The sequence below is a fragment of the uncultured Bradyrhizobium sp. genome (genome assembly GCF_936943645.1).
GTDB lineage: Bacteria > Pseudomonadota > Alphaproteobacteria > Rhizobiales > Xanthobacteraceae > Bradyrhizobium.
Genome location: NZ_CAKZJO010000052.1, coordinates 74,276 through 99,870 on the forward strand (window position 1 = coordinate 74,276; position 25,595 = coordinate 99,870).

Annotated in this window: 17 protein-coding genes; 5 read left to right on the forward strand and 12 right to left on the reverse strand. The window is 64.3% G+C overall.

Annotation, left to right across the window (positions count from 1 at the left end; translation table 11 throughout):
- Nucleotides 1-60 precede the first annotated feature (60 nt).
- A complete protein-coding gene (locus Q0743_RS11225) occupies nucleotides 61-5,514 on the forward strand; it encodes a cadherin domain-containing protein (RefSeq protein WP_298241587.1) in 5,454 nt (1,817 codons plus the stop codon).
- Nucleotides 5,515-5,637: 123 nt separating this feature from the next.
- Here the strand turns inward: Q0743_RS11225 and Q0743_RS11230 are convergent, their stop codons facing one another.
- Complete coding sequence (locus Q0743_RS11230) at nucleotides 5,638-5,802, reverse strand: Flp family type IVb pilin (RefSeq protein WP_097659833.1); 165 nt, start codon at nucleotides 5,800-5,802, stop codon at nucleotides 5,638-5,640.
- Between the two features lie 331 nt (nucleotides 5,803-6,133).
- Between Q0743_RS11230 and Q0743_RS11235 the strand changes: the two genes are divergently transcribed.
- From Q0743_RS11235 to Q0743_RS11250, 4 genes are all read left to right on the forward strand, one after another.
- Complete coding sequence (locus Q0743_RS11235; RefSeq protein ID WP_298241588.1) at nucleotides 6,134-7,621, forward strand: hypothetical protein; 1,488 nt, start codon at nucleotides 6,134-6,136, stop codon at nucleotides 7,619-7,621.
- Nucleotides 7,622-7,712: 91 nt separating this feature from the next.
- Nucleotides 7,713-9,275: a hypothetical protein gene (locus tag Q0743_RS11240; RefSeq protein WP_298241589.1), complete on the forward strand. Its 1,563-nt coding sequence runs from the start codon at nucleotides 7,713-7,715 to the stop codon at nucleotides 9,273-9,275.
- Nucleotides 9,276-9,430: 155 nt separating this feature from the next.
- A complete protein-coding gene (locus Q0743_RS11245; protein ID WP_298241590.1) occupies nucleotides 9,431-10,426 on the forward strand; it encodes a glycosyltransferase family 2 protein in 996 nt (331 codons plus the stop codon).
- Nucleotides 10,427-10,434: 8 nt separating this feature from the next.
- Entirely contained in the window at nucleotides 10,435-11,118 is a 684-nt protein-coding gene (locus tag Q0743_RS11250) for a class I SAM-dependent methyltransferase (RefSeq protein WP_298241591.1), read from the forward strand.
- Nucleotide 11,119: 1 nt separating this feature from the next.
- Here the strand turns inward: Q0743_RS11250 and Q0743_RS11255 are convergent, their stop codons facing one another.
- From Q0743_RS11255 to tolQ, 11 genes are all read right to left on the reverse strand, one after another.
- Nucleotides 11,120-12,565, reverse strand: a complete 1,446-nt coding sequence (locus tag Q0743_RS11255) for a hypothetical protein (protein WP_298241592.1) — start codon at nucleotides 12,563-12,565, stop codon at nucleotides 11,120-11,122.
- A gap of 164 nt (nucleotides 12,566-12,729) precedes the next feature.
- The gene (ftsH, locus tag Q0743_RS11260) at nucleotides 12,730-14,655 is read right to left on the reverse strand and encodes an ATP-dependent zinc metalloprotease FtsH (RefSeq protein WP_097659839.1); all 1,926 of its coding nucleotides are present in this window, start codon (nucleotides 14,653-14,655) and stop codon (nucleotides 12,730-12,732) included.
- A gap of 280 nt (nucleotides 14,656-14,935) precedes the next feature.
- Entirely contained in the window at nucleotides 14,936-16,018 is a 1,083-nt protein-coding gene (gene tilS, locus Q0743_RS11265) for a tRNA lysidine(34) synthetase TilS (protein WP_298241593.1), read from the reverse strand.
- A 77-nt stretch (nucleotides 16,019-16,095) separates the two neighbouring features.
- Complete coding sequence (gene ybgF, locus Q0743_RS11270) at nucleotides 16,096-17,127, reverse strand: tol-pal system protein YbgF (protein WP_298241594.1); 1,032 nt, start codon at nucleotides 17,125-17,127, stop codon at nucleotides 16,096-16,098.
- A gap of 187 nt (nucleotides 17,128-17,314) precedes the next feature.
- Nucleotides 17,315-17,803 carry a peptidoglycan-associated lipoprotein Pal gene (gene pal / locus Q0743_RS11275; RefSeq protein ID WP_097659842.1) on the reverse strand — a complete coding sequence of 163 codons (489 nt, stop codon included), beginning with the start codon at nucleotides 17,801-17,803 and terminating at the stop codon, nucleotides 17,315-17,317.
- A gap of 307 nt (nucleotides 17,804-18,110) precedes the next feature.
- On the reverse strand, nucleotides 18,111-18,836 hold the full coding sequence (locus tag Q0743_RS11280) for a hypothetical protein (protein ID WP_298241595.1): 726 nt from the start codon (nucleotides 18,834-18,836) through the stop codon (nucleotides 18,111-18,113).
- Nucleotides 18,837-19,026: 190 nt separating this feature from the next.
- On the reverse strand, nucleotides 19,027-21,357 hold the full coding sequence (locus Q0743_RS11285; protein WP_298241596.1) for an EAL domain-containing protein: 2,331 nt from the start codon (nucleotides 21,355-21,357) through the stop codon (nucleotides 19,027-19,029).
- A gap of 238 nt (nucleotides 21,358-21,595) precedes the next feature.
- Complete coding sequence (tolB, locus tag Q0743_RS11290; protein WP_298241597.1) at nucleotides 21,596-22,960, reverse strand: Tol-Pal system beta propeller repeat protein TolB; 1,365 nt, start codon at nucleotides 22,958-22,960, stop codon at nucleotides 21,596-21,598.
- Nucleotides 22,961-22,984: 24 nt separating this feature from the next.
- A complete protein-coding gene (locus tag Q0743_RS11295) occupies nucleotides 22,985-23,944 on the reverse strand; it encodes a protein TolA (RefSeq protein ID WP_298241598.1) in 960 nt (319 codons plus the stop codon).
- A gap of 4 nt (nucleotides 23,945-23,948) precedes the next feature.
- Nucleotides 23,949-24,401 (reverse strand): protein TolR, encoded by a 453-nt coding sequence (tolR, locus tag Q0743_RS11300; protein WP_166468131.1) that lies wholly within the window; start codon nucleotides 24,399-24,401, stop codon nucleotides 23,949-23,951.
- Nucleotides 24,402-24,444: 43 nt separating this feature from the next.
- The gene (gene tolQ / locus Q0743_RS11305) at nucleotides 24,445-25,161 is read right to left on the reverse strand and encodes a protein TolQ (RefSeq protein WP_018641591.1); all 717 of its coding nucleotides are present in this window, start codon (nucleotides 25,159-25,161) and stop codon (nucleotides 24,445-24,447) included.
- Between the last annotated feature and the right edge of the window lie 434 nt (nucleotides 25,162-25,595).

Genomic DNA, 25,595 nt, shown 5'->3' on the forward strand with positions numbered 1-25,595 from the left:
AGTGTGACTCGGGCCTGCCGATGAATGCTGCCACCACCAAACGACCTGGGAGAGAACGTCATGGAATACTACAACGTAACGCCGCCAGAGTCTTCGAAGGTCACCGAGGCGCTTGGAGAATTCCTGGATGGCGCTCTCGATCCTCTCCTGCAGACCGACGCGGGCGCATTGCCGATCAAGTTTCTCTACAAGTATTTCGGTCCGGGCAGCACCGCCAATGAAATCAACAAGGTGATCACCAGGGAGGACGGCTTCTTCTACCTGGACGGAGTCAAGATCATCGCGGACACCGGCCCCAAAGCTGAAATCGCCGAAGCATTGACGCTGGCACTGAGAGCGGTGGCGCTCGGCATATTGGGCGGGGCGTCGCTTCCCATTGCCCTCGAAGTGGCGGTTGCTGGTGGTGCCGCGGCACTGGCAACATGGGTCTACGAGGCGTTTGCCGAGCCGGTAGCCGATCGGATCTACGAAATATTCGGCGTCGCGTCGACGAGGCTCGAAATTACGGACAGCTCGGGCCAGAGCGTGTCCGGCGTGGTCTATCGCAATGGCCTTGCGGCAGAAGGCAAGTCGGCCATCGACGCGGCCTTGAGCCTTCTCAATTTTTCGGCCGGCAAGTTCAACGTCAACTCTCATGTCGCGGTCTACATCAACGACAGCGAGAACATCGGATATGACGTCCTCGCTGGAGACTATCTTGCCCAAATCGCCGGCGCGATGGGGGATGCGGCGACCAAAATTTCGAACGGGACCGGTCTCGACGCCAATGGCACGCCTGCAAAGAATTCCGATCTTCTGACCCCGTATCTGTCAGGCGCGGACTTCACGATCATGCAGACCGGCGCAAAGCTTGGTTTGCAGATGTACAGCAAGGACAATTTCGGCAATGGCGAGGTCGAGTATTTCCTGAAGCAAGAGATTTCCGTTGGCGGAGACTTGCACGGCTTGAATCTTCAAGCCGCGAAGATCGCGATCTTCGGCTCCGACGGAGCTGACAATCTCGACCTGGGGGCGGCCACCGGAAAGGTTTACGCCTATGGCGGGATGGGGTCGGACACCATTCGCGGCGGCAGCAGCGGCGACGTTCTGTGGGGCGACAGCCCGGCCGGTTCGGGCAATGGAGAAATCGACTTCATCCACGGTGGCGGCGGCAACGATCAGATATTCGGCGGCGCTGGCGGCGATCAGATCTTCGGCGACGATGGCGCGGATTACATCGAGGGCGGAGCCGGTGACGACACGATCGATGGCGGCACCGAGATGGACGAGATCTGGGGTGGCATCGGCGCCGACATCATCCACGGCGGTGATGGAAAGGATGTCATCAGGGGAGGGTCCAGCGTTCCCGGCGAGAACGACACCAACGTCGTCAACAAGCTCTATGGCGACGGCGGGAACGACGAGATCTACGGCGCCGAGGGCAACGATCAGCTGTTCGGCGGAGCCGACGACGACAAGCTCTCGGGCGGTGCCGGCGACGACAAGCTGTTCGGCGGGGCAGGCAACGATCGATTGACCGGAGGCGCTGGCGGCGATCAGTTCTACGTCGGATGGGGCGACATCGTCCTGGACAGCGACGCCGCGGACAAACTCTTCTTCGGAGGAGACCCCTCCGAAGACGAAGCCGATTACGCCGAGGTCACTCAGCCCGAGCTGACGCATACGTTTGTTGAATATGCCGACCTGGATGGCAATTATCTCGAAGGCTACAACCATTTCTACTTCGCACAGGGAGGCGATGCCGGTACGTTCATCAACACCGGTCATAGCCTGGTCATCCTGAGCGGACCGGACGCCAATCCGGACTACATCCTCGCCAAGAACTACCAGACCGGAGATTTCGGCCTGGACGTCTATGATCCCGCGAAATTCGCCTCGAAAGCCAAGCAGCACTATGAGGAGAACAGGAATGGCTGGTCGTCGGAACGATTTATCCTGACGCCCTATCTGGAGTCTCTGCGGATCGCGTTGGGCCTGGAAGCGCAAGCCAACCAAGCCAACAAGGCGGGACGCTCTGAACTCTTCCAGGTTCTGGAGACACCTACCGAGATCGCCGGTACGGAGGATATCGATTTCCTGCAGGGCACCGCCGGGAATGACGCGATCACCGGCGGTGGCGAGATGGATCTGCTGCTGGGTGGCGCTGGCTCCGACATCTACCACTATGCGCGCGGAGATGGCGACGACTACGTCATGGACTACGACGGCGCGTCCGACGATGTCGATGTTCTCGCATTCGCCGATCTCAACGCCTCGGATATCGAGATCAGCGGCGGCGGGTCCGATCTCTTTATCAGCGTGCTCGGAACGCAGCCCTCGACCATCACGATCACCAATCAATTCGCGGAGGCCGGTCTTGAGGGGATCGAGGAGATCCAATTCGCTGACGGAACGACGTGGACCCGCGAGCACATCCTTGAGGCGATGCGAACCGTTCGTGGCACGGACGGCAACGACGAGCTCTACACCAAGGCCCAGCAGATCAATGGCGAGTGGCAGCCAACCGTCTTTGTCGGAGGGCACGGAAACGACCATCTTTATGGAGGCGAGTACGGCGACATCTACGTCTACGCCAAGGGCGATGGCAACGATACGATCCAGGATTTCGGAGACAACAGCGGGACCTTGCGCCTGTCCGATCTGAATCCGGCCGACATCGGCGTCAGCAGCCTGCCGGACGATTCAATTTTGATCACGGTTTACGAGACCGGCGAGACGATCACGGTGAAGCCCTATTCGGACCAGAGCATGGGATTCGACCAGATCGTGTTCGCAGACGGAACGATCTGGGGCCGCGACGACATCATCGCCGCCGTCCATGCCCCAAAGGGCGCGACGCTGTCGAGCGACGAGGTGGCGGAAAATGCGGACGACGGGACCGTCATCGGGACCGTCGCCGGTGTGGATCCGGACACGGACGCAGTGCTGACCTACAGCCTGACGAATGACGCGGGCGGACGGTTTGCGATCGATGCGGCCACGGGGCAGATCACGGTGGCCAATGGCGCCCTGCTCGATTACGAGAGTGCGACTTCGCACGATGTGACCGTTCGCGTGACGGACCAGACCGGATTGACGTTCGACAAATCGTTCACCATCGAAGTCACCGACGTCAGCGAATCTGTCAACCACGCGCCGACCGACGCCATCCTGACCGGCGGCTCGGTGGCCGAGAATGCGGCGAGCGGCACCATCGTCGGAGCCGTCGCCGGGGTCGATCCGGATGCCGGGGCCGTGCTGACCTACTCGCTGACCGACAGCGCCGGTGGACGCTTCGCGATCGACGCAACAACCGGCCAGATCACGGTGGCCGATGGTACGCTGCTCGACTATGAGGCAACGACGTCCCACGCCATCACTGTTCATGTCGTGGATCAGGGCGGACTGGCCTTCGACAAGACCTTCACGATTGCCGTGACCGACGTCAACGAAGCGGGTAATCAGGCTCCGACCGATGCGACCTTGAGCGGCGGCACGATTGCCGAAAACTCCGGCAACGGCGCGGTGGTCGGAACCGTTGCCGGCGTCGATCCGGACAACGGCGCCGTCTTGACCTATTCCCTGACGGACGACGCCGGAGGACGCTTCGCCATCAACGCGGCCTCCGGCCAGATCACAGTCGCCGACGGTGCGCTGCTCGATTACGAGGCCGCAACGTCGCACAGCGTGACGGTCCGGGTCACGGACCAGGGCGGCCTGACCTACGACGAGGTGTTCGTACTCGCTGTCACCGACGTCGCGGGCGCAACCTTGAACGGCACCTCGGCGGCGAACACCCTGACCGGCACGGCCGAAGACGACGTTCTCAACGGACTTGACGGCAATGACGTTCTGAACGGCCTCGGCGGCAACGACACGCTCGACGGAGGTACGGGCAACGACACCATGACCGGCGGCGCCGGGAACGACGTCTACATCGTGGATGCGGCCGGCGACGTGGTGAACGAGACTGCCAACGAAGGCATCGACGAGATTCGCACCTCGCTGTCGAGCTATACGCTCGGCGCAAACGTCGAGAACGTGACGGCCACGACCTCTGCGGCGCTGACCGCCAGCGGCAACGCCCTCGACAACGTCATCAAGGGCAACAGCGGCAACGACGTCCTGTTCGGCGAAGACGGCAACGATACGTTGCTGGGTGGAGGCGGCGACGATGTTCTGCAGGGCGGCGCCGGCAACGACATCTTCGACGGTCAGGGCGGCCAGAACTGGATCACGACCGGCAGCGGCCAGGACACGCTGATCTTCAACGGCGCCAGCGGATATTTGCAGGTCGACGACTTCAGCGACGGTAACGACAAGATCAACATGCGCGGCACGGGGGTCACGGCGCAGAATGCCGCGCAGAACGTCACGCTGACCGAGTATGCGGAAGGCGGCGTTCTGGTGGAATTCGGGACCTCGCAGATCTGGTTCGAGAGCATCATGCCGGGCCAGATCACGTTCGACGACTTCATCTTCGACACTGCCGGCGGCGGAGACAATCACGCTCCGACCAACGCGACCTTGAGCGGAAGTTCGATTGCGGAGAATTCGACCAATGGAACCGTTGTCGGAACGGTAACGGGAATAGATCCCGACGCCGGAGCCGTGCTGAGCTATTCACTCACGGACAATGCCGGCGGCCGCTTTGCGATCAACGCCGCGACCGGCCAGATCACGGTCGCGAACGGAGCGTTGCTCGACTACGAGACCGCCACCTCGCACGATGTCGCGGTTCGTATCGTCGATCAGGGCGGGCTGAGCTTCGACAAGGTCTTCACGCTGACGGTGACGGACGTCGCAGGCACCACACAGAGCGGGACGTCGGCGGCCGACACGCTGATTGGCACGAACGAGGGCGATGCGCTCAACGGGCTCGGCGGCAACGACACCCTGAACGGTCTGGGTGGCAATGACGTTCTGGACGGCGGAGCCGGGAACGACACCATGAACGGCGGCACCGGAAACGACATCTATATCGTCGATTCCAGCGATGACGTCGTCACCGAGAGTACCAATGAAGGCATCGACGAGGTGCAGACCTCACTCTCGTCCTATACGCTCGGCGACAATTTCGAGAATCTCACGGGGACGAACAGCGGCGGCTTCACCGCGGCCGGCAACGCCCTCGACAACATCATCACCGGGAGCAGCGGTAACGACGTGCTGTTCGGGGAAGACGGTAACGATGTCCTGCGCGGCGGCGCCGGTGATGACGTCATGCAAGGTGGCGCGGGCAACGACACCTTCCAGGGACAGGGCGGCGTCAAGTGGATCACAACCGGCGACGGCGCCGACGTCCTGGTGTTCAACGCCGGCAGCGGCGCGTTCCAGGTCGATGATTTCGCCGACGGCAGCGACAGGATCGACATGCGCGGCACCGGCGTCACCGCAGAGAACGCGGCGGAGAACATCACCCTGACCGAATATGCGGAGGGCGGCGTGCTCGTCCAATTCGGCTCCTCCGAGATCTGGCTGGCGAATGTCATGCCCGGTCAGATCACATTCGCGGACGACTTCATCCTGAGTTGACCGCCGCATCGGCCGCGCTCTGCATGTGGGCGAAGAAACTCGAGAGGTTGACCTGACAAGCCGGCCCAAAGAAAAGAGCCCCGTCGAGGACGGGGCTCTCGAAACTCTCCAGATCGTCCGCTCTTACTTGAGGCTGGACGAGATCGACGTGAACTTGGTGTTCAGCGTGGTGCCGAGGTTGTTGACGACGGTGATGATCGCCAGCGCGATGCCGGCGGCGATCAGGCCGTATTCAATGGCGGTGGCGCCGGATTCATCCTTCACGAAACGCGCAACGAGGTTCTTCATAGAGTGCTCCAAATGAGTACACGAGGCTTACAACTGGTCTGGTCTTTTCGGCTTCCCAGCGCCGCCCGACCATGGAACCGAACGTAGAGGCAAAGAATTGCGCCGCAGTTAATTCGACTGCGTAAACACCGAGCGGTTTGCACGTATTCGGCGATGGTAAACCGAAATCTAAAACGATCCGTTAAATTGTCTGGACATGAAAGTGGCCCGACGCTGCTGGTTTACCCGAAGTTATGACCGCCGTGGTCCAATGCCGCCCGCTCGGACCGAAGCGCGACGGGATGAATCGATCGTCGCGCTCCGGGTGAGAACAACAGGATGACGAGGCGGCATGTCCCTTTCCTTTGCCAACAGCATCGCGGTGCAGAGCCGCGCGAGGGCTCTGGTGCCGCTGTGCGTCGGTGCCGGCGCCTACCTGTTCTACCTCTTTGTCGGCGACACGCTGCTTTCTGACTCCGACTCGTTCTGGCAGATCAAGATCGGGCAATGGATCCTCGATCACGGCGCCATGCCGACCACGGACTTCTATTCCTTCACGCGAACGGGCGCGCCCTGGATCTCGACGTCCTGGCTGTCGCAAGTGCTGTTCGCCTATTCCCATGCGCAGTGGGACTGGGCGGGTCCCGTCATCATCACCGCGATCGGGATCGCGCTCACGGTCGCCATCTTCGTCTATCTGCTCGACGCGCAGATCGAAGCTCCCCGCGCCGTGCTGTTCGCGATGCTGGCACTGGTGCTGTCGATCCACCACGTGCTGGCGCGGCCGCATATCCTGGCGCTGCCCGTCATGGTGGCGTGGGTCGGCCTGTTGATGGCTGCTGCCGACCGCAGGAGCGCGCCATCCTGGTATTGGCTGCCCCTGATGGCGCTCTGGGCCAATCTGCATGGCGGCTTCGTGCTGGGCCTTGCGCTGATCGGCCCGATCTCGCTCGAAGCGGTCGAACATGCCGAGAAGGGACGACGGCTTCAGCTCTTCCTGCGCTGGGTGCTGTTCGGCATCGCCGCGTTGATCGCGAGCTGCTGCACGCCCTATGGCTGGCGCACGCTTCAAGGCGCGACCAACATCCTCGGCCTCGGCGAATTGCTGTCGCTGATCTTCGAATGGATGCCGGCGAACTTCGCCACCTTCAATGCGTTCGAAGGCGCCCTGCTCGGCCTGATCGCGTTCGGCTATTATCGCGGTCTCGTGCTGTCGGCGCCGCGGATCTTCCTGATCCTGTTCCTGACCTGGAGCGCGCTGACCCATGTCAGGAGCATCGAGGCCTTTGCATTCCTGGTGCCGCTGGTGCTGGCAAAGCCGCTCGGCCAGATGTCCCCGCGTCCAACCGACGCCACCGGTGCTGACCGATGGCCGGCCCGCTACGTCACCATCACGGGCGCGCTGATGATCGTGGCGGCAAGCTGGACCTCGACGGTGCTCTACATGGGGCACCACCGCTTCACCTTCACGATGAACCAGACGCCGGCTGCGGCGGTCGACCTGCTCGAGAAGCTGAAGCCGCAGCGCATCTTCAACGCCTATCAGTTCGGCGGCTATCTGATCTCGCGCGACATTCCCGTCTTCGTCGACGGCCGTGCCGAGCTCTATGGCGAGAAATTCGTCATGGACTTCTTCAAGGCGACCGAGGGCAAGAAGCCCGAAATGCTGCCGCGCCTGCTGGATGAGTACAAGATCGACGCGACGCTCCTGGTCGCCGATGCGCCGGGCCCGCAGGTCCTCGACCAGCTGAAGGGCTGGAAGCGGATCTACACGGACGACATCGCCGTGATCCACGTGCGAGACCCCGCGGGCAACGCGACAGCCGCGCCGTCGAAGTGAGCTTCGCGAGCTCGGAAACGAGAGACATGCTTCTAGAGGTGACGCAGGCGCGAGCTGGCGCACCGCGCCGAGACCTCAGCGACCCCATGACATGGTTCCTTCCAGCAAGCCGCCTCTGACAATTCCGGCTCATCCAGGCTCGGAGCGAACCGTCGCAATCATCGTTCTTGCGGTGCTGGCGGCGGTCTCGTTCCTGCCGGTGCTGCTGACCCCCATTCCCGCGATGGTCGATTATCCCAACCATCTCGCCCGCATGTACATTCTGAGCCAGAGCGGTACGGCCAATGCCAATCCGCATTACGAGGTGGCGTGGGCCTTCTATCCCAATCTCGGAATGGATCTGCTGGTCCCGCAGATGGCGCGGCTGACGGGCGTCGAGAACGCCACGCGGCTGTTTCTGCTGCTGAGCCAATTTCTGATCGTCGGTGGCGCACTTCTGCTCGAATGGGTCCGGAAGGGACGGGTCCATCTCGCCGGCTTCGCTGCGCTGGCTTTTCTCTACTGTCTGCCGTTCAGCTGGGGCTTCGTGAATTTCGAGTTCGGGCTGGGCCTCGCGCTGTGCGGCATCGCCGTCTATCTGATGCTTGCCGACGGCCCGTGGCCGCTGCGCTTCGTCGCCAATGTGGTCTTCGTGGCCATGCTGTATGTGGCGCATTTCTTTTCGCTCGGCATCTACGGCGCGGCGCTGGGCCTGTTCGAGCTGTCGCGCATCCAGCAGCGGCAGGTCGCGTATCCCGTCGCGGCGGCGCGGCTTGGTGCGCTGGCTCTCCCGGCGCTGGCGCTGCTTGCGATCATGCACGTCAGCTCCGGATCGATCGGTAGCGAAGGCACCAGCTGGTTCCTCGGCTTCAAGCCGGTCTGGCCCCTCCGTATCATGAACGGCTACAATCTGACGACGGCGGCGGCGACCGGCCTGGCACTGATGATCGCGCTGCTGTTCGCGGCAAGGCGCGGCGCGCTCCGGCTCGAGCCGGCCGGGATCTGGCTCGCGATCGGTTTTGCGCTCCTCTATCTGGTCATTCCCTCAAAACTGTTCGGAACCTCGTTCGTCGATCTTCGCGTGATTCCCGCTGCGGCTCTGATCCTGCCGGCCTTCTGCTCGCTGTCGCTGCCAAACCGGGCCTGGAGAATGGCTGCGCTCGCCGGAATCAGCGGCATCATCCTGCTCAACCTCACCGTCGTCCTTTCGGTCTGGCTGCCCTACCGCGCCGATTATGCGGCGATCATCGCCTCGTTCCAGAAGGTCGATCGCGGCTCGCGCGTTCTCGTTGGCAGCAGCGGCGACAATGGCGATCCGCCCTTCGCCGACCTCACCTCCTATCCGATGTATTACGCGCCGACGCTGGCCGTGCACTATGCCAACGCGTTCGTGCCCAACCTGTTCACGGAAACGGGCAAGCAGCCCGTGCGGCCAAGTGAGGCCGTGCGCAACATTGCCATTCCCTATGGCGGTCCGGTGCCGTCGGACCTGCTTGCCGCGATCGCAAAGGGCCAGCCGCCCGCAGGCGTTCCGCCGTTTGTCCGCACCTGGTACCGGGATTTCGACTACCTCTATGTGCTGGGATCCCCGACCGCAAACCCGCTGCCGGATCTGCTGGAGGTGCTGGAAACCTCGGAGCGATTTGTCCTCTACAGGATCCGCCGCAAGCTCTAGTCCGAAGCCGCTTCTGTCCGAGCGTGGTTAACCACACCGTCCGATCCGCCGTCCCAGCAATGCCCAGGGCCGTAGACACTTAACGGTTGCGGCAAGGCGACCTTAACCACCGGCTCCTAGACTTCCGCCCCTGCAACCCAGCCGGAATCCCTTGCATGGCGGCCAATTCCAGATCGTTCCGCTACAGCCTCGTCATCCCCGTGTTCAACGAGGAAGCCGTGCTGCCGGTCCTCTTGCGCCGGCTCGAACAGGTGATGTCCAGGCTCGACGCGCCGGCAGAAGCGATCTTCGTCGATGACGGCAGCCGCGATTCCAGCTCGATCGTGCTGCGGGCGCTTGCCGCGCGCGATCCGCGCTTTCGCTACATCGGCCTGTCCAGGAATTTCGGCCATCAGATCGCCATCACTGCCGGCATGGACGCCGCGCAAGGTGACGCGATCATCGTCATGGATGCCGATCTGCAGGATCCGCCCGAAGTGATCGAGCAATTGATCGCGAAGTGGAAGGAAGGCAACGACATCGTCCACGCCCGCCGCCTGTCGCGCGAGGGCGAAAGCCGCTTCAAGCGTGCGACGGCGCATCTGTTCTACCGGCTGCTCGGCAAAATATCCTCCGTCGGCATCCCCGCCGATGTCGGCGACTTCCGCCTGATCGATCGCAAGGTGCTCGACGCTCTCATGCAGATGCCGGAGCAGGATCGCTTCGTGCGCGGGATGATCGCCTGGCTCGGCTTCCGGCAGGCCGAGGTCGCCTTCCACCGCCTCGAGCGCGCCGCGGGCGAAACCAAATACCCGCTGTTCAAGATGGTCCGCCTTGCGGTGAACGCCGCACTCGGCTTTTCCGACCTGCCCTTGCGGCTTGCGATCTGGTGCGGATTGACGGTCTCCGGTCTGGCGCTGCTCTACGGCGCCTGGGTGGTCCTGTTGTGGTTCGGCAAGGACAGCCATCTCGTGACCGGCTGGTCCTCGACGATCGTCGTCGTGTCGCTGCTGTGTGGCATCAACATGCTGATGACGGGCATCGTGGGGCTCTATGTCGGCCGCATCCATGCCGAGGTGAAACGCCGCCCGCTCTACGTGGTGCAGACACGCGTCGGTTTCGGTCGCGACGAGGCCGTGGCGACACCGGCGATCCACGCCGTCAACGAGTGATCCAGCGCATGACCGAACTCTTCGACGGCTACCACGACAACTACCGGGACGTGGTCCAATCCTCGATCGACTTCTCGGGCTTGCCGCATGATTTCTTCATGCGTGCAAAGGCCGATCTGCTGCGCGATCTGATCGCGCAGCGGCTGGGCACGGAAAAGCCCGATATGCTCGACGTCGGCTGCGGCGTCGGCAGCCTGCATCCGCTGCTGCACGGCATGGTCGACCGCCTCAGCGGCATCGACGTGTCCTCGGCCAGCCTGACGCAGGCGCGCGCTCACAACCGCGCGGTCGACTACCGGGAGTATGACGGCCGCACGTTTCCGTTTGCCGACGCCAGCTTCGATCTGGTCACCGCCGTCTGCGTGATGCACCATATCGTGCCGGCCGAATGGGCGCAGTTCATCGCCGAGATGCGCCGGGTCACGCGCCCCGGCGGGCTCGTCTGCGTGATCGAGCACAATCCGTACAACCCGCTGACGCGGCTCGCCGTCGCGCGCTGCGAGTTCGATCGGGACGCCGTCCTGCTCGGTGCCGGCACGACGCGGAAGTTGATGGCTGCGGGCGGCCTGCGCGAGATCGGCGCGCGGCATTTCCTGCTGCTGCCCTGGGACAGCAAGCCGGCGCGGCGGCTCGAAGGGGCGCTGGGCGGCGTGTGGCTCGGCGGACAATACGCCGCCTTCGGCACCGCCTGACCTATTTCTGCGGCACAACTCGCCGCTTGTGCACGACCGCCACGTCGTCGCTGTAGACGCGCTGCCACTCGGGCAGCCGGTCGAGCATCGCGACCGCAGGTGTGCGCGGTGAGAGCAGCGTCGCGCCGATGTTGTAGTCGTCGAGCAGCTTGAGAAGATCTCCGATGTCGACCAGCGCCAGCGCACGATTGTAGCGGTCGATGAACGGTCCTCCGTACAATTCGCCACGCCCATCGATGAAGGTGGGAATGCCGGCATAGATCAAATAGCCGCCGAACGAATAATCGTTGAGCACGTGTCCCGCCCTGGCAAGATCGGTTTGGGCGATGGCGGCCGTCGGGGTGATGTTGGGCAACGGCCGGATGTCGCGCGCCAGAGCCAGTCCGCTCATGGCGGCCAAGGCAGCGACCGCGGCGAGACCCAGGCCGCGCGAGGAGCCGTCGGTATCGGTCCGGCTCGGCCCGCCGAACGTCCGGCCCAGGGGGGCCGCCAGATAGAGCGGCGCCAGCATCGCCAGCAGATCCGCATTGCGGATCTGGGCCAGCGCGAAATGGAGCAAGCCGATCACCACGAGGGCGCGCACGACCGGCAGCGTCACGCCGCGCGACAGCGCGAAGATGCCTCCCAGCAGCAACAATTCGAAGCCGCCGACATGGCTGAAATCCTGCGGCCGCCATTCCCCGATCCAGGCGAGCGCGGAGCCGAGTCCGAGCGTCTTCAGCGGCATCAGCAGCGGTTCCGGCCCGTGCGGCGTCAGGCAGGACGCTGCGAGGGCAAGCGCCGAGAATGGCAGCCAGCGCAGCAGCACGCGCGGCCATTCGCTTCTCTCTTCACGCAGCAGCGCCTCGAGCACCGCCGGGCCGATCAGGCCGAGCGCCAGCACCACGCTGCCGTGCAGATTGGTCCACAGCACCAAGAGCGGCAGCGCCCAATAGGGCGGAGGCCCGCCGCGGTCCATGCAACGAACCAGCGCCGCCGCCCAGGTCACCATCAGCGGCAGCACGAGGACGTGTGGCCGCGCCAGCATGTGCGGCGCCAGCAGCACGAGGGCCGCGATCACCATGAGCAGCGTCAGGGTCGGCGAGAGCTCGCGCAGCAGGAAGAACGTGAACAGGCCGAAGGCGAGCGCGATCGCTGCGGCCGCGATGGCGACGACACCCGGCCAGCCGGCAAACGCGTAGACGGCGGCATAGATGACCTCTGACAACCACTCGAAAGTGATCCAGGGCGCGCCGTGCATCGAAAAGGAGAACGGATCGCTCGTCGGCAGGGTGCCGTGCGCGATGATCCAGCGTCCGACCTCGATGTGGGAGTAGCTGTCGGGATCGCCGAGCAGCCGCGGCCCGGCGACCAGCAGCAGAGCATAGATGCAGAGCCCCACGGCCGAGGGGAGCACCGCACGAGCCGAAAACGGGTGAACCGCGCTGTGGACGACCTGCTCAGTCATGGCGGGCCAAACTAGGACGCAAGCGTTAAGGTCGTCTTTAATGTTTCGCGCATTTGCCGCGGAGGCGGGTCCGGGAGCGCCGTGCCCGCCCTGCGCGCGAACCGCCAGCCAACAAAAAACGCGGCGTTTCCGCCGCGTTTTTCAATCTCATCTGCCGCTTTCGATCAGGCCTGCGGCTGCGGCTCCAGGCCGGGATCCGCATCGGGCCGCGGGCGCGGCGACTTGCCGGCCGGGGGCACCGCGGAAGCGCGCGGCGTGGTCGGCTCGAGCACGGACTCGCGGTTCGGCTTCTTGCCCTTGAGCAGGTCGACGATCTCGTCACCGCTGAGCGTCTCGAACTCGAGCAGGCCCTTGGCCAGCGCTTCGAGGTCGGCGTGCTTCTCGGTGAGGATGCGGGTCGCTTCCTTGTAGCCTTCCTCGACCAGGCGGCGGATCTCGGAGTCGATCTTCTGCACGGTCGCCTCGGAGGCGTTCTGCGTGCGCGAGACCGACATGCCGAGGAACACCTCGTCCTGGTTCTCGCCGTAGGAGACCGTGCCGAGCTCTTCCGACAGGCCCCAGCGCGTCACCATCATGCGGGCCAGGCGCGTGGCCTGCTCGATGTCGGAGGCCGCACCCGAGGTCACCTTCTCGCGGCCGAAGATCAGCTCTTCGGCGACGCGGCCACCCATCATGATGGCGAGGCGCGAGGTCATCTGCTCCAGGGACATCGACAGCTTGTCGCGCTCGGGGAGCTGCATGACCATGCCGAGCGCACGGCCGCGCGGGATGATGGTCGCCTTGTGGATCGGATCGGTCGCGGGCACGTTGAGGCCGACGATGGCATGGCCGCCCTCGTGATAGGCCGTCAGCAGCTTCTCTTCCTCGGTCATGACGAGCGACTTGCGCTCGGCGCCCATCATCACCTTGTCCTTGGCCTCTTCGAACTCGGCCTGCGTCACCATGCGCTTGTTGCGGCGCGCGGCGGTGAGCGCGGCTTCGTTGACGAGGTTCATCAGGTCGGCGCCGGAGAAGCCCGGGGTGCCGCGCGCGATGGTCTTGAGGTTGATATCGGGCGCCAGCGGCACCTTGCGAACGTGAACCTTCAGGATCTGCTCGCGGCCGACGACGTCGGGATTCGGCACTACGACCTGGCGGTCGAAGCGGCCCGGACGCAGCAGCGCGGGATCGAGCACGTCGGGGCGGTTGGTCGCGGCGATCAGGATCACGCCCTCGTTCGCCTCGAAGCCGTCCATCTCGACCAGCAGCTGGTTCAGCGTCTGCTCGCGCTCGTCATTGCCGCCGCCGAGACCGGCGCCACGGTGACGACCGACCGCGTCGATTTCGTCGATGAAGATGATGCAGGGCGCGTTCTTCTTGGCCTGCTCGAACATGTCGCGGACGCGGCTCGCGCCGACGCCGACAAACATTTCGACGAAGTCCGAACCCGAAATGGTGAAGAACGGCACGTTGGCTTCGCCCGCGACCGCACGCGCGATCAGGGTCTTACCGGTGCCGGGAGGACCGACCAGCAGCACGCCGCGCGGAATGCGGCCGCCGAGGCGCTGGAATTTGCCGGGGTCGCGCAAGAACTCCACGATCTCCTGCAGGTCCTGCTTGGCTTCGTCGACGCCGGCGACGTCCTCGAAGGTGACGCGGCCATGCGCTTCGGTCAGCATCTTCGCACGCGACTTGCCGAAGCCCATCGCCTTGCCGGCGCCGCCCTGCATCTGCCGCGACAGGAAGATCCACACGCCGATCAGCGCGATGAAGGGCAGCCAGGAGACCAGCAGCGAGACGAACCACGGCACGTTGTCGCCGGGCGGCTTCGCGGTGATCTGGACCTTGCTGTCATAGAGGCGCTTCACCAGCGTCGGATCGTTCGGTGCATAGGTCTGGAAGCTGGAGCCGTTGGTGAAGGTGCCGTGGATGTCGGGACCCTGGATCACGACGTCGCGCACATTGCCGCGGTCAACTTCGCTCAGGAGCTGCGAGAACGCGATGTCCTGCGAGGAGGCGCGCTGACCCGGATTCTGGAAGAGCGTGAACAACGCCAACAGCAACAAGACAATGATGACCCAGAGGGCGAAGTTGCGCAGATTGGCGTTCATCGATCTTCCTTCGTGGTCGCGCGGATCGCGGCCTGGTCCTTCAGGAGTTACCTTCAGGTGTTACCTGCAGGAGTTACTTGGGCAAGTCAGAGAAAATCCCCAAGGAATCCTCTCGGTTAGACGCATACAATTTAGGTGCCGCCCGGGTCGCTGCCAAGGGAATGAGATGGGACTATTTAGCCCATCTTAGAGCGATTCCCGCTGAAATAATGGCGCCTGGAGCGGGGTTTTTCCTGCCTGGTTAAGGTGTCCTGACGGTGCCCGGGCGAAATGGCTGGTGTCATGATCCGCCCTCGTCCCGGGCCTGTCCGCCCTTGCGGCGCCTGGCCGGCGCCGGTGCGATGTGGATACGCCCGCCGGCCAGGCTGATCAAGGCTCCCGCAAGGGTCTGCTTCACGCCTGGGCGACGACCGGGGCGAGCGCGCAAGCCCGCCGCAATGGCCTCATCCAGCACGGACATCAGGGTTTCGACCTTGCCGAGTTCCGCAGGCCCCTCATGCCCCAGCGCGTTGACGGCCCGGAGCAGGAGCCGCAGCCGGACCTCCTCCGGCAGGGCTGCAAAGGCCGAAGCCTCGAAGCTCCGAGCGCCCGCCTGCGACGCATCGCCGCGATCCCGCAAACGGAGGAAGCGCTCGGCGCCGTCGGCCAGCACCTCGACCGCCGCATTGGCCCGCGCCAGCCTGGTCGCGAGCCGCGCCAGATTTCTGGCATCGCCACCCTCGGCCGCGAGCAGCGGCAGCAGCGCGCGCAGCCGTGGCCGGGTGAAGGCGGCGTCGCGGTTGGTGGGATCGTCGGCAAAGCCGACTTTCGCCCGCTTCAAGGTCGCGACCAGCTGCGCCTTCGCCACGTCGAGCAGCGGGCGCGCCAGCACGATCCCGTCGCGCGCGCTGAGCGGAGCCATGGCCGACAGTCCCGCAAGTCCGCTGCCGCGGAACAGGCGCATCAACAGGGTCTCGGCCTGATCGTCGCGGGTATGGGCGGTCAACACATGGCTGGCGCCGGCGGCACGCGCGGCCTCTGCGAGCAGGCGGTAGCGGGCTTCGCGTGCGGCTGCCGGCAGCCCCGTCTTCGGCTTGGCGCCGCGCCAGCGCAGGGTCCGATGCGGCAATCCGAGCTCGGTGGCGAGCCGCTTGACCTCACGCGCCTCGCGCGCCGCCTCGGGCCGCAGGCCGTGATCGATCGTGACGACGGTGAGAAGCGGCGCGCGCGCCAGGCTGCGCTGCCAGCGCGCCATCAGCCACATCAGCGCGACCGAATCCGGCCCGCCGGAGACGGCGAGCACCAGCGCGGGCGCATTCTTCAGGCCGGCGAAGAGCCGGCTCGCCTCACGCGTCGAGATCGGAGAATTGTCATCGTCTGACATGACGCTGCCCAGCAATCGCCAGCGAATGGCGGGCGCAATCTAGCGCAGCACCATCCGCATTGTCAGGACCCCGGACGTCAGCACTTCACCCGCTTCTGCTCGCGGTCGACCGCGGCTTTGACGCCGGCGGAGGCGCGCGGATATTTGCGGCCGACCTCGCCGAAGGCGGCGCAGGCGGCCTCCTTTTCCTTCAGCGCGGCGAGCGACTGTCCGAGCCGCAGCAGCGCATCCGGGGCCTTGGCCGATTTCTCGTATTTGGTGGTGACGGCGAGGAAGGCTTCCGCGGAGTCGCGGTATTGCTGGCGCTGGAAGTAGCTCTCGCCGAGCCAGTATTGCGCGTCCCCGAGCAGCGGGTCGCTCGGATATTTCTGCGTGAAGTTCTTCATGGTCTGCTCGGCGAGCGCATAGTCCTTGCGCTGCATGTAGCCGATGCCGAGATCGAACTCGTCGCGCGGCGTCGCCGAGGGCGGCAACGTCGTCAGGGCCGGGGCGCCGGCAGGCGCCGGATAGCCGGATTGGGCCGGCGGATAGCCGGGCTGCGCGGCCGGGGGAGCGGCCTGTTGCTGATAACGTGGGGCGGTGTTGGCGAGATCGAGCGGCTCGCCCGCGCCGCGGCCGCCGGGTGCTCCGGCCGACATGGGCTGCTGCCCGCCGCCGAGCGCGCGCGGCGCACCCGGCGCATTCGGATTCTGGTTCGGGTCGAACGCATCGCCGCGGCGGCTCTTGCCGGGGGCGCCGGGTGCCGGCTGCTCCTGAATGATCGGCGCGGGTGCGGCGATCTGCGGCTGCTCGTAATTCGGCTGGGCCTGCTGCTGCTGACGATAGCCAGGGGCGACCTGCGCCGGTGGAACGGCGGCGGCGTTGGGCTGGACCGGCGCCTGTCCGGGTCCGCCTTGCGCGCCGCCCTCGAGCGCCCGCAGCCGCTCTTCGAGCTGGCGATTGCGGTATTGCAGCTCTTCGTTCTGGCCGGTGAGCTGGCGCAGCTGGTTTTCCAGCCGCTCGATCCGCATCTCGGGATCATCATCCGTCTGGGCGAAGACGGGCGTGAACAAGGGGAGCAGCGCGGCGATCGCCACGGTGCCGGTAAAGACCTTAAATCTGGATGACATCTTGCCCTGACGACGAAAGCGAAATGGCCTGCGACGGAACATGTGACGCGCCACACATTGAAGGGGAGTACGCCAAAAATGTGTCTGTTGCCACGGGGATTCTGTCACAGAATGCTGAAACGAAACCGGCGCCCGAGAGGGCGCCGGCATAATCGGTCTCTGAAGATGAACGGGGCCTGACTGAACGTCAGGAGCTCGCGTTCAGCACGGTGACGGCGCGACGGTTCTGCGACCAGCAGGAGATGTCGTTACAGACGGCGACCGGCCGCTCCTTGCCGTAGGAGATCGTGCGCATGCGGTTCGCATCGATGCCGCGCGAGGCGAGGAACGAGCGGACCGACTGGGCGCGTCGGGCGCCGAGCGCGATGTTGTATTCACGGGTGCCGCGCTCGTCGGCGTGACCTTCGATGGTGAAGGAGTAGCGCGGATAGGTCTGCAGCCACTGCGCCTGCTTCTCCAGGGTCACGATCGCCTGCGGGGTCAGATCGGTCTGGTCGCTTTCGAAGAACACGCGGTCACCCACGTTCACCACGAAGTCCTGCTGGCTGCCAGGCGTCGCCGCATTGGCCATCGCATCCGTCGCAGCATTCTTGTTGGCACAGGCGCCCATCGACAGCGCGACGGCAAGCACTGCGGCCAGCTTCAATCCCTGGAGGATACGCATAGGATGTTTCATTCCGGAGCCTCCACGCTCACGTTCGTCCACTGGTGTCCGGTCTACAGGGGGTTGGTTAAGCGAACGTTCCGTCAACCTTGACGGAACCTTGCCTCGGCCGATCAAATGCCCCCAACTGCCGAAAAGCACCCATCATGGTTAATGGGTTGTAAATGTGGCGCGAGGGTGAAGGCAAGCCGCGCCAGCCAGCAAAAACGCCGGTTTCGGCTGGAATTTTGGGTCTGACGCGCAAGGCCGGCCTGCGCGTGACGGGTGAAAGGCCGAGATCGGGCTCAAACGTGGCGCCGTATCCGCGCCGGCGCCGGCCTCAAGCGTGCGCGGCGTCCGCCACGAGCACCGGCCGCTGCGGCACCTGGCGCTGGCCGCCGCGCCCGAACAGCATCCGCCGCTCAAAGGCGGTCGACCGCATGATCGGGTAGCGCTCGAACACCTTCTTGCGGAAGCTCGGGAAATCCGCCGCCATCAACCCGAACGGCTTGGTGAGGCCGGGAACCAGCCGCGGCTCGGCGATGGTCTCGTGCAGGAACACCCGCCGGTAGAAGGCCTGATGCTCGGGACGCACGATGGCGAGGCCGAGATCGGCGTTGAAATGCTCGCAGGCCATGTAGGCCAGGCGGGTCGTCAGATAGGGCAATTCCGGAACGCGCTTGACCTGGTCGGGATCGGCCACGAAGCGGGTGGGGTCAATCATGACCTCGCCGCGATCGAGCCGCGGCATCAGAATGTCCGGGAAGACATCGGCCGAGGTGGATTCGCGCCATTCCGACGTCAGCACACTGATGCGGACCGAGCTGCAGAGCTCGCCATGGAGATAGACGCCGAAGGTCCAGGCGTTCGGCAGCTCGTCGTAGCGGTCGGTGACGCGTGCCTCCGCCGAGGGCTTGACCGCACCCTCGCGCAGATAGGCGCGGTAGCGGAGATTGTAGATCTCCTCCTTCTCCGCGACGGTTTCCGCGAGATGATAATCGACGTCGGTCAGGAGGTCTGCGCCCCGTCCAACAGCCGAAATGACAGATCTGGCTGAGGACTGCATTCCAACTCCTTACCCACACTCACGCCGCGGCATTCAAAGCCATTCCTGCAAGACAACTTGCGCGGGCGTGGTCATTTATTAACACCTTCTTAACAAGTATGCAAAGCAATCGAAGGGTTAGGGTTAACCTCCGTAGCACTACGGTGCCCCTGCAACAGCCTGAAATAACGGGACGTTTCGGGAAATGGACTTAGGCGAAGGACCGAGAGCCGACGACCTGGAGCTGGCCTTCGCCGCGCCGTCCATGCGAGGCGTTGAGGAGCTGGCGCATCCGCACGGCGGGCACCGGACGGCTGAACAGATAGCCTTGCGCCTCGGAGACGGTGCCGTCGGCGCTGATCAGGTCGAGCTGCTCGTTGGTCTCGATGCCCTCGACCACGACCGCCATGCCGAGATCGGCAGACAGCCGCGCCACGCCGCGCAGCAGCGTCAGCGGGCGGTCGGTGTCGATGCCTTCGAGGAAGGAGCGGTCGATCTTCACCTTCTGCATCGGGAAATTGTGCAGATAGCTGAGGCTGGAATAGCCGGTGCCGAAATCGTCGAGCGAGATGCGCACGCCGAGCGTGTGCAGCTGTGACAGGATGTCGTGGGTGAGCTGGGTGTTGCGCAGCAGGGAGGACTCGGTGATCTCGATCTCGAGCCGATGCGCCGGCAGGCCCGACACTTCGAGCGCGTAGCGGATTTCACTCAGCACGTCGCGCTGGTGGAATTGCTGCGGCGAGAAGTTGACGGCGACGCTGACGCTCTCCGGCCACTTCATGCATTCCATGCAGGCGCGGCGCAGGATCCAGCGGCCGAGATCGACGATCAGGCCCATGTCCTCGGCAACCGGGATGATGTCGACCGGCGAGACCGTGCCGCGCACCGGATGATTCCAGCGCAGCAGCGCCTCGCAGGTGGTGATCCTGCCGGACTTCAGGTTGACCAGTGGCTGATAGAACAGCTCGAACTCCTCGTTCGCCAGCGCCTTGCGCAGGTCGAGCTCGAGGATGCGGCGCGCCTCGACGGTCGCCGCCATCTCGTCGCGGAAGAAGCAGAACGTGCCGCGGCCGTCCGCCTTGGCGCGGTACAGAGCCATGTCGGCGTTCTTGAGCAGCGTATCGGCACTGGCGCCTTCCGGCGACGTCAGCGCGATGCCGACGCTGGCGCCGATCTCGACCAGGTGATTGTCGATGCGATAACGCTCGCTCAGCCGCTCGACGATACGGCGGGCAAGCGCGGCGGCGTCCTCGGGCGAGGATATGTTCTGCTGGAACACGACGAATTCGTCGCCGCCGAAGCGCGCGACGAAATCCTCGGGGCGCAGCATCTCGCGCAGGCGGTTGGCGACCGCGCACAAGAGCTGGTCGCCGCAGGGGTGACCGAGCGTGTCGTTGACCTGCTTGAACTGGTCGAGGTCGACGAACAGCAGGGCCGAGAGCCGCTCGGCATGATGCGAGTTCGCCAGCAGCCGCTCGATCTCGTCGTGGAAGCTGACCCGGTTGGGCAGTGCCGTGAGTTCGTCGTAACGGGCCAGATGGCTGATGCGGGCTTCCGCGTTGGTGCGTTCGGTGATGTCTTCCAGCAGCAGCACGGTGCCGCCGCCGGTCATCGGCTGGAACGTCCAGGCCAGCGTGCGGCCGCGCGAGGCGTTCGGATCGCCGGTGACGATCTCGCAGACGCGCGCATGCGCGATCTCCGCCAGGATCTGGTTGCCGCTCTCCGCCGAGATCGAACCGGCCGACACGCAGGCCGACACGATATCGGCGGCCGTGGCGCCGCGCTTGACGAGGTCGTCGGGCAAGGTCATCAGCTCGCTGAAGCGATGGTTCATCACCGCAAGACGGCCGTCGGCGCGAAACATGCACAGGCCGTGCGGCATGTTGTTGAGCGCGGTGTCGAACTGATGCGCCAGCGCGGATTCGCGGAAGCTCGAGGTCAGCGCCTTGACGAATATCGCGTGCAGGCTGAGGTTGATGTTCTTCAGCCCGATGAAGAAGAACACGAGCAGGATGGCGAGACCGATGTGGTAGAACCCGCCGTGCAGCAGCAGGGCGAGCGACATCGGGCCGCAAGCCAGCGCGACGTGCCACTGGATCACCCGGGGCTGCCCGTAATTACGGGCGGCACCGCCCGCAGTGTAGCCGATGCCGATGGCGACACAGAGCATGTCGGCGACCGGATCGTTGTTGTTGTAGATGACGACGAAGGCCCACAGGCCGAGCACCGCTGCGTAGCTCAGCGCGCCGATCCAATAGCGCGGCTCCAGGTGCTTGGCTTCTTCGAACGACAGCGCCTCGGTGCGGTTCTCGTATCCGCGCATCTGAAAGGCGCGCGCGGTGCCGATCGCGATCAGCAGGAACGCAAGCGGCCACAGCCAGACGTCGCCCGTCTTCAGCGCAGTCATCACCGCGGCCACGGCCGCGGAGGCCGAGCCCAGAAAAATCGCCCAGAAATTCTGCACCATCGAGTTGATGAGAGCGGCGTAGAGTATCGGCTCCAGCTCGTCTCGATCACTCTGCTTCTGGTCGGCCAGTTGCATTGGCTTGTTACGCGTCCTGTTTGGCGCGTACTTTTACCCAGCCCAGATGAAGCCTTTCTGAGGGAACATCGTTAAAGTCGAGTTGTTTTTCGGTATCGGCGAACCGATTTCTGCTTAAATATCAAGCAACTAGGCAAGGCTTGCCGAGCGCAGGGTGAAGAAAGGATTGCTTTCCCCACCGAATGCGAAAAAATCCGCGCGCTTTTTCGAAAACATCGCGCGTTGCGAACGCACGGGTCTATTGACCCGCCGTCGAGGACAATAGCGGCGACCAGGCGGGGTCGGAGGCGAAGCCCGGCGTCGGCACCTTGAGCTCGTTGCGACCGGAGATATCGACGCTGTAGAGCGACGGTCCGCCATTGCCGCCGGGATCGCGGAAGAACATCAGCACGCGGCCGTTCGGCGAGAAGGTCGGGCCTTCGTTGTGGAAGCCGGAGGTGAGCAGCCGCTCGCCGGAGCCGTCGGGCTTCATGACGCCGATCGAGAACTGTCCGCCGCCCTGCCGGGTGAAGGCAATGTAATCGCCCTTCGGCGACCACACCGGCGTCGAATAGCTGGCGTTGGTGTCGTCCTTGGAGAACGAGATGCGCTGCGCCTGCCCGCCGCCCGCCGCCATCACGTAGATCTGCGACCGGCCGCCGCGATCCGACTCGAAGCAGATGCGGCTGCCATCAGGCGAGTAGGACGGAGACGTGTCGATCGCCGGCGTGTCGGTGAGGCGCGTGGTCGAGCGCGAGCGCAGATCCATCACGAACAGGTTGGAATTGCCGCCCTGCTGCAGGCTCATGATGACGCGCTGGCCGTCCGGCGAGAAGCGTGGCGCAAAGGTCATGCCCGGGAAGTTACCGACGATCTCGCGCTGGCCGGTTTCGATGTTGAAGAGATAGACCTTCGGATCGCCCTGCCCGAACTCCATGTAGGTGATCTCTTGCGAGTTCGGCGAGAAGCGCGGCGTCAGCACGAGGTCGGAGCCGCGGGTCAGATAGCGCACATTGGCGCCGTCCTGGTCCATCATGGCGAGCCGCTTGACGCGACGCTCCTTCGGACCGCTCTCGTCCACGAACACCACGCGGCTGTCGAAATAGCCCTTCTCGCCGGTCATCCGTTCATAGATCTGGTCGGAGATGATGTGGGCGATGCGGCGCCAATATTCCGGCGAGGTGAAATATTGCTGGCCCGTGAGCTGCTGGCCGGAGATCACATCCCACAGGCGGAATTCGGCCTTCAGCCGCCCATCGGGCTGGCGCGTCATCCGGCCTGTGACCAGGGCCTGCGCGTTGAGCGTCTTCCAGTTCTGGAATTGCGGCGCGACATCCATGTTGTTGATGCGCTCGATGAAGGCGGCCTGGTCGATCGGCGCGAACAGGCCCGAGCGCTTCAGATTGTTGGTGATGACCTGCGTGACGCCGTTGCCGACGTCGCCGTCGGACGGCGAGCCAGGCAGGAAGTTGGTGATCGCGATCGGGATCGGCTGGAATTCGGTTGGATTGATTTCAAGCCGCTTTTGCGCTTGGGCGAGGTTATGTCCAGCCCCAAACGTCATGAGCGCGGATCCGGTCAGTGTCATGAAGCGGCGGCGGTTCATCGATCGAACGTCATTCATCGCAAAATTCTTTTTGTTCGGATGTCACAACATATCCTTCAGGCCGAAGCGCATCGGGATAGTTTTCCAAGTGTCATACTGTTGCTTCGGCAGGAACGAATAGGCCTGACATTGCATGATAGCGCGCTTGCCACTGTCCGCCACCGCCTGGGCGATCGACCGCGACGGTCCCCTCACCGCAACGACGACCGGCTCGGATGCCAGCGTGCCATCGATCTTCATGTAAATATCAATGTCAGCTTCGTATTGATCGGCATCCTGGCCGTTATAGGTCGGCGTGAAACAGCGTTTGACCGCTGACAAGAACGCCCCTTGCCAGGTTGCAACGTTATTGGCGGCCGTGCCGGTCGCCGCGCCCAACGATGCCGACGCATTCATCGCCGAGCCGGTCTGTTCGTGCCGGGTCGCGGCGCGCTTGTCGAGGTCGCGCTGGATCTGCGCGGGATCGAAGGTTCGCTCCTTGGGCTTCGGCTGCTGCTGCGGCTGCACTGCCGCGACCTTATGCTCCACCGGCTTGGGCGGCGGCTTCTTGGTGTCCAGCTTCTTCTGGAGCTCGGCGATCGGATCTTCCTTGGCCGGATCAGGCTTCTTTTCCTGCGGCTTCGGCTCTTCCTTCGGCTTCGCCTCGGCCACGGGCTTCGGCGGCTCGGGCTTCTTCTCGACCGGCTTCTCGACCGGTTTCGGCGGCGGCTCGGGCTGCGAATTGGTCTTGATCAGCTCTTTCTTCTCGGTGACCTTGCCGACGGCGTCTTCCTCCGGCTTGGGCTCCGCGATCTTCTCGACCTTCGGTTTGAGCTCTTCCTTCTTGCCGGTCTTCTGACCCGCCATCATCTTGGCGAGCTGATCGGTGGAGATGATGTCGATCGGAAGCGACTCTTCCGGCGCGATGTAGGCCTTGCTGCTGAAGGTGACGAGCCCCCATCCCAGCACGAGGACGTGGAGGGCAATCGACGCAACGAGTGTCTTGTCGACGTTCACCTTCACCGGCTTAGGACCCCTGATCCGCTTCCGTGACGAGGGCGAGCTTCTTGAACCCGGCGCCGGACAACTGGCCCATCACCTTGGCCACCGTGCCGTAATCCGCCTTCTTGTCGGCGCGCAGATAGATGCGTTCCTCGAGGCCGCCGCGCGCGTCGGTGATCGCCTTCAGCTTCGGGATCAGCTCGTTGATTGCGATCTCGGTATCGTTGATGAACACCTTGCCCTTGATGTCGACCGACATCTGGATCGGCTTCTGGTCGTTGTTCTCGAGGCTCTTGGCCTGGGTCTGCGGCAGGTCGAGCGGCACGCCGACCGTCAGCATCGGCGCCGACACCATGAAGATGATGAGCAGCACCAGCATCACGTCGACCATCGGCGTGACGTTGATCTCGGCCACGACGGGCTTGCGCCGGCCGCGGCGCCCACCGCCTCCGGACGAACTCGCAACGTTCATCGCCATGATCGCGTGCCCAAATTGCCCTTCACACTATACATGCCGTCCGTCAGCCCCGCTCGTCGATCTGACGCGACAGAATGGCGGAAAATTCATCGGCAAAGCCCTCCAGCCGCTGGGCCTGCCGGTTCACCTCGGACGTGAACTTATTGTAGAAGATAGTGGCAGGAATGGCGGCGATAAGGCCGACCGCGGTCGCAAACAGCGCCTCGGCGATGCCCGGCGCGACCACCGCCAGAGAGGTATTTTTCGACGCCGCGATCGACTGGAAGCTCGACATGATGCCCCAGACCGTGCCGAACAGGCCGACGAAGGGGCCGGCGGAGCCGACGGTCGCGAGCACCAGCAGGCGGCGCTCCAGCCGCTCGACCTCGCGGGCGATCGAGACGTTCATGACCTTGTCGATGCGCATCTGCAGACCCGCGACCGAGCGGGCATGGCTCTCGAACGACCGCTTCCATTCGCGCATCGCCGCCACGAAACAGGCGGCCATCGAATGCGTCGGCTTGGCCGAAAGGGTGCGATAGAGCTCCTCGATCGATTCGCCGGACCAGAACGCCTGCTCGAAACGGTCCATCGAGCGGCGGGTGCGGGCGAACAGGAAGATCTTGTCGATGGCGATCGCCCAGACCCAGACCGAGCAGGACAGAAGTCCCAGCATCACCGCTTTCACGATCCAGTGAGCCTGCCAGAACAGCGCGATCAGCGACACGTCCGCGGAAGCGGCAACCGGAAGGGCTGACTGAGCCACGTCGGCCGGATTCATAAGCAGTATCCTCTCAAGGCGATCGTTACCCGATGTGCCGGCCAGCAAATGGCTGCCGGTTCCCCAATGGCCGCGCTAGCACCGGCGCGGCCGGCAAGCCCGCTCAAAACCTTGTCTTTCGGGGTGCAGGGGCTCGTCCAAAGCCGGCCGTCTGCATTCCCTGCCAAGATGTCAAAACTATGGGCCTTTGGCCCCGGGCCTTGACGGGCTCGGCTTCGGGCTTTGGGCGCGATTGTCCGCCCTTACCAGAGCCCGCCGTTGGTTAATGCGAGGTTACCACAGGCGAATTTGGCTGCCGAAAAGGCAGGCAGCGCAGATAGATGGGAGGCCGCGGGCTGCAAGGCAGGATGTCACGTCGCGTTGCCGGGGTGGCGAGATTGTGGCGCCGACGGAGGTCGGTTCCCTCCCCCTCGTGGGCCCTTGTGGGAGGGAGG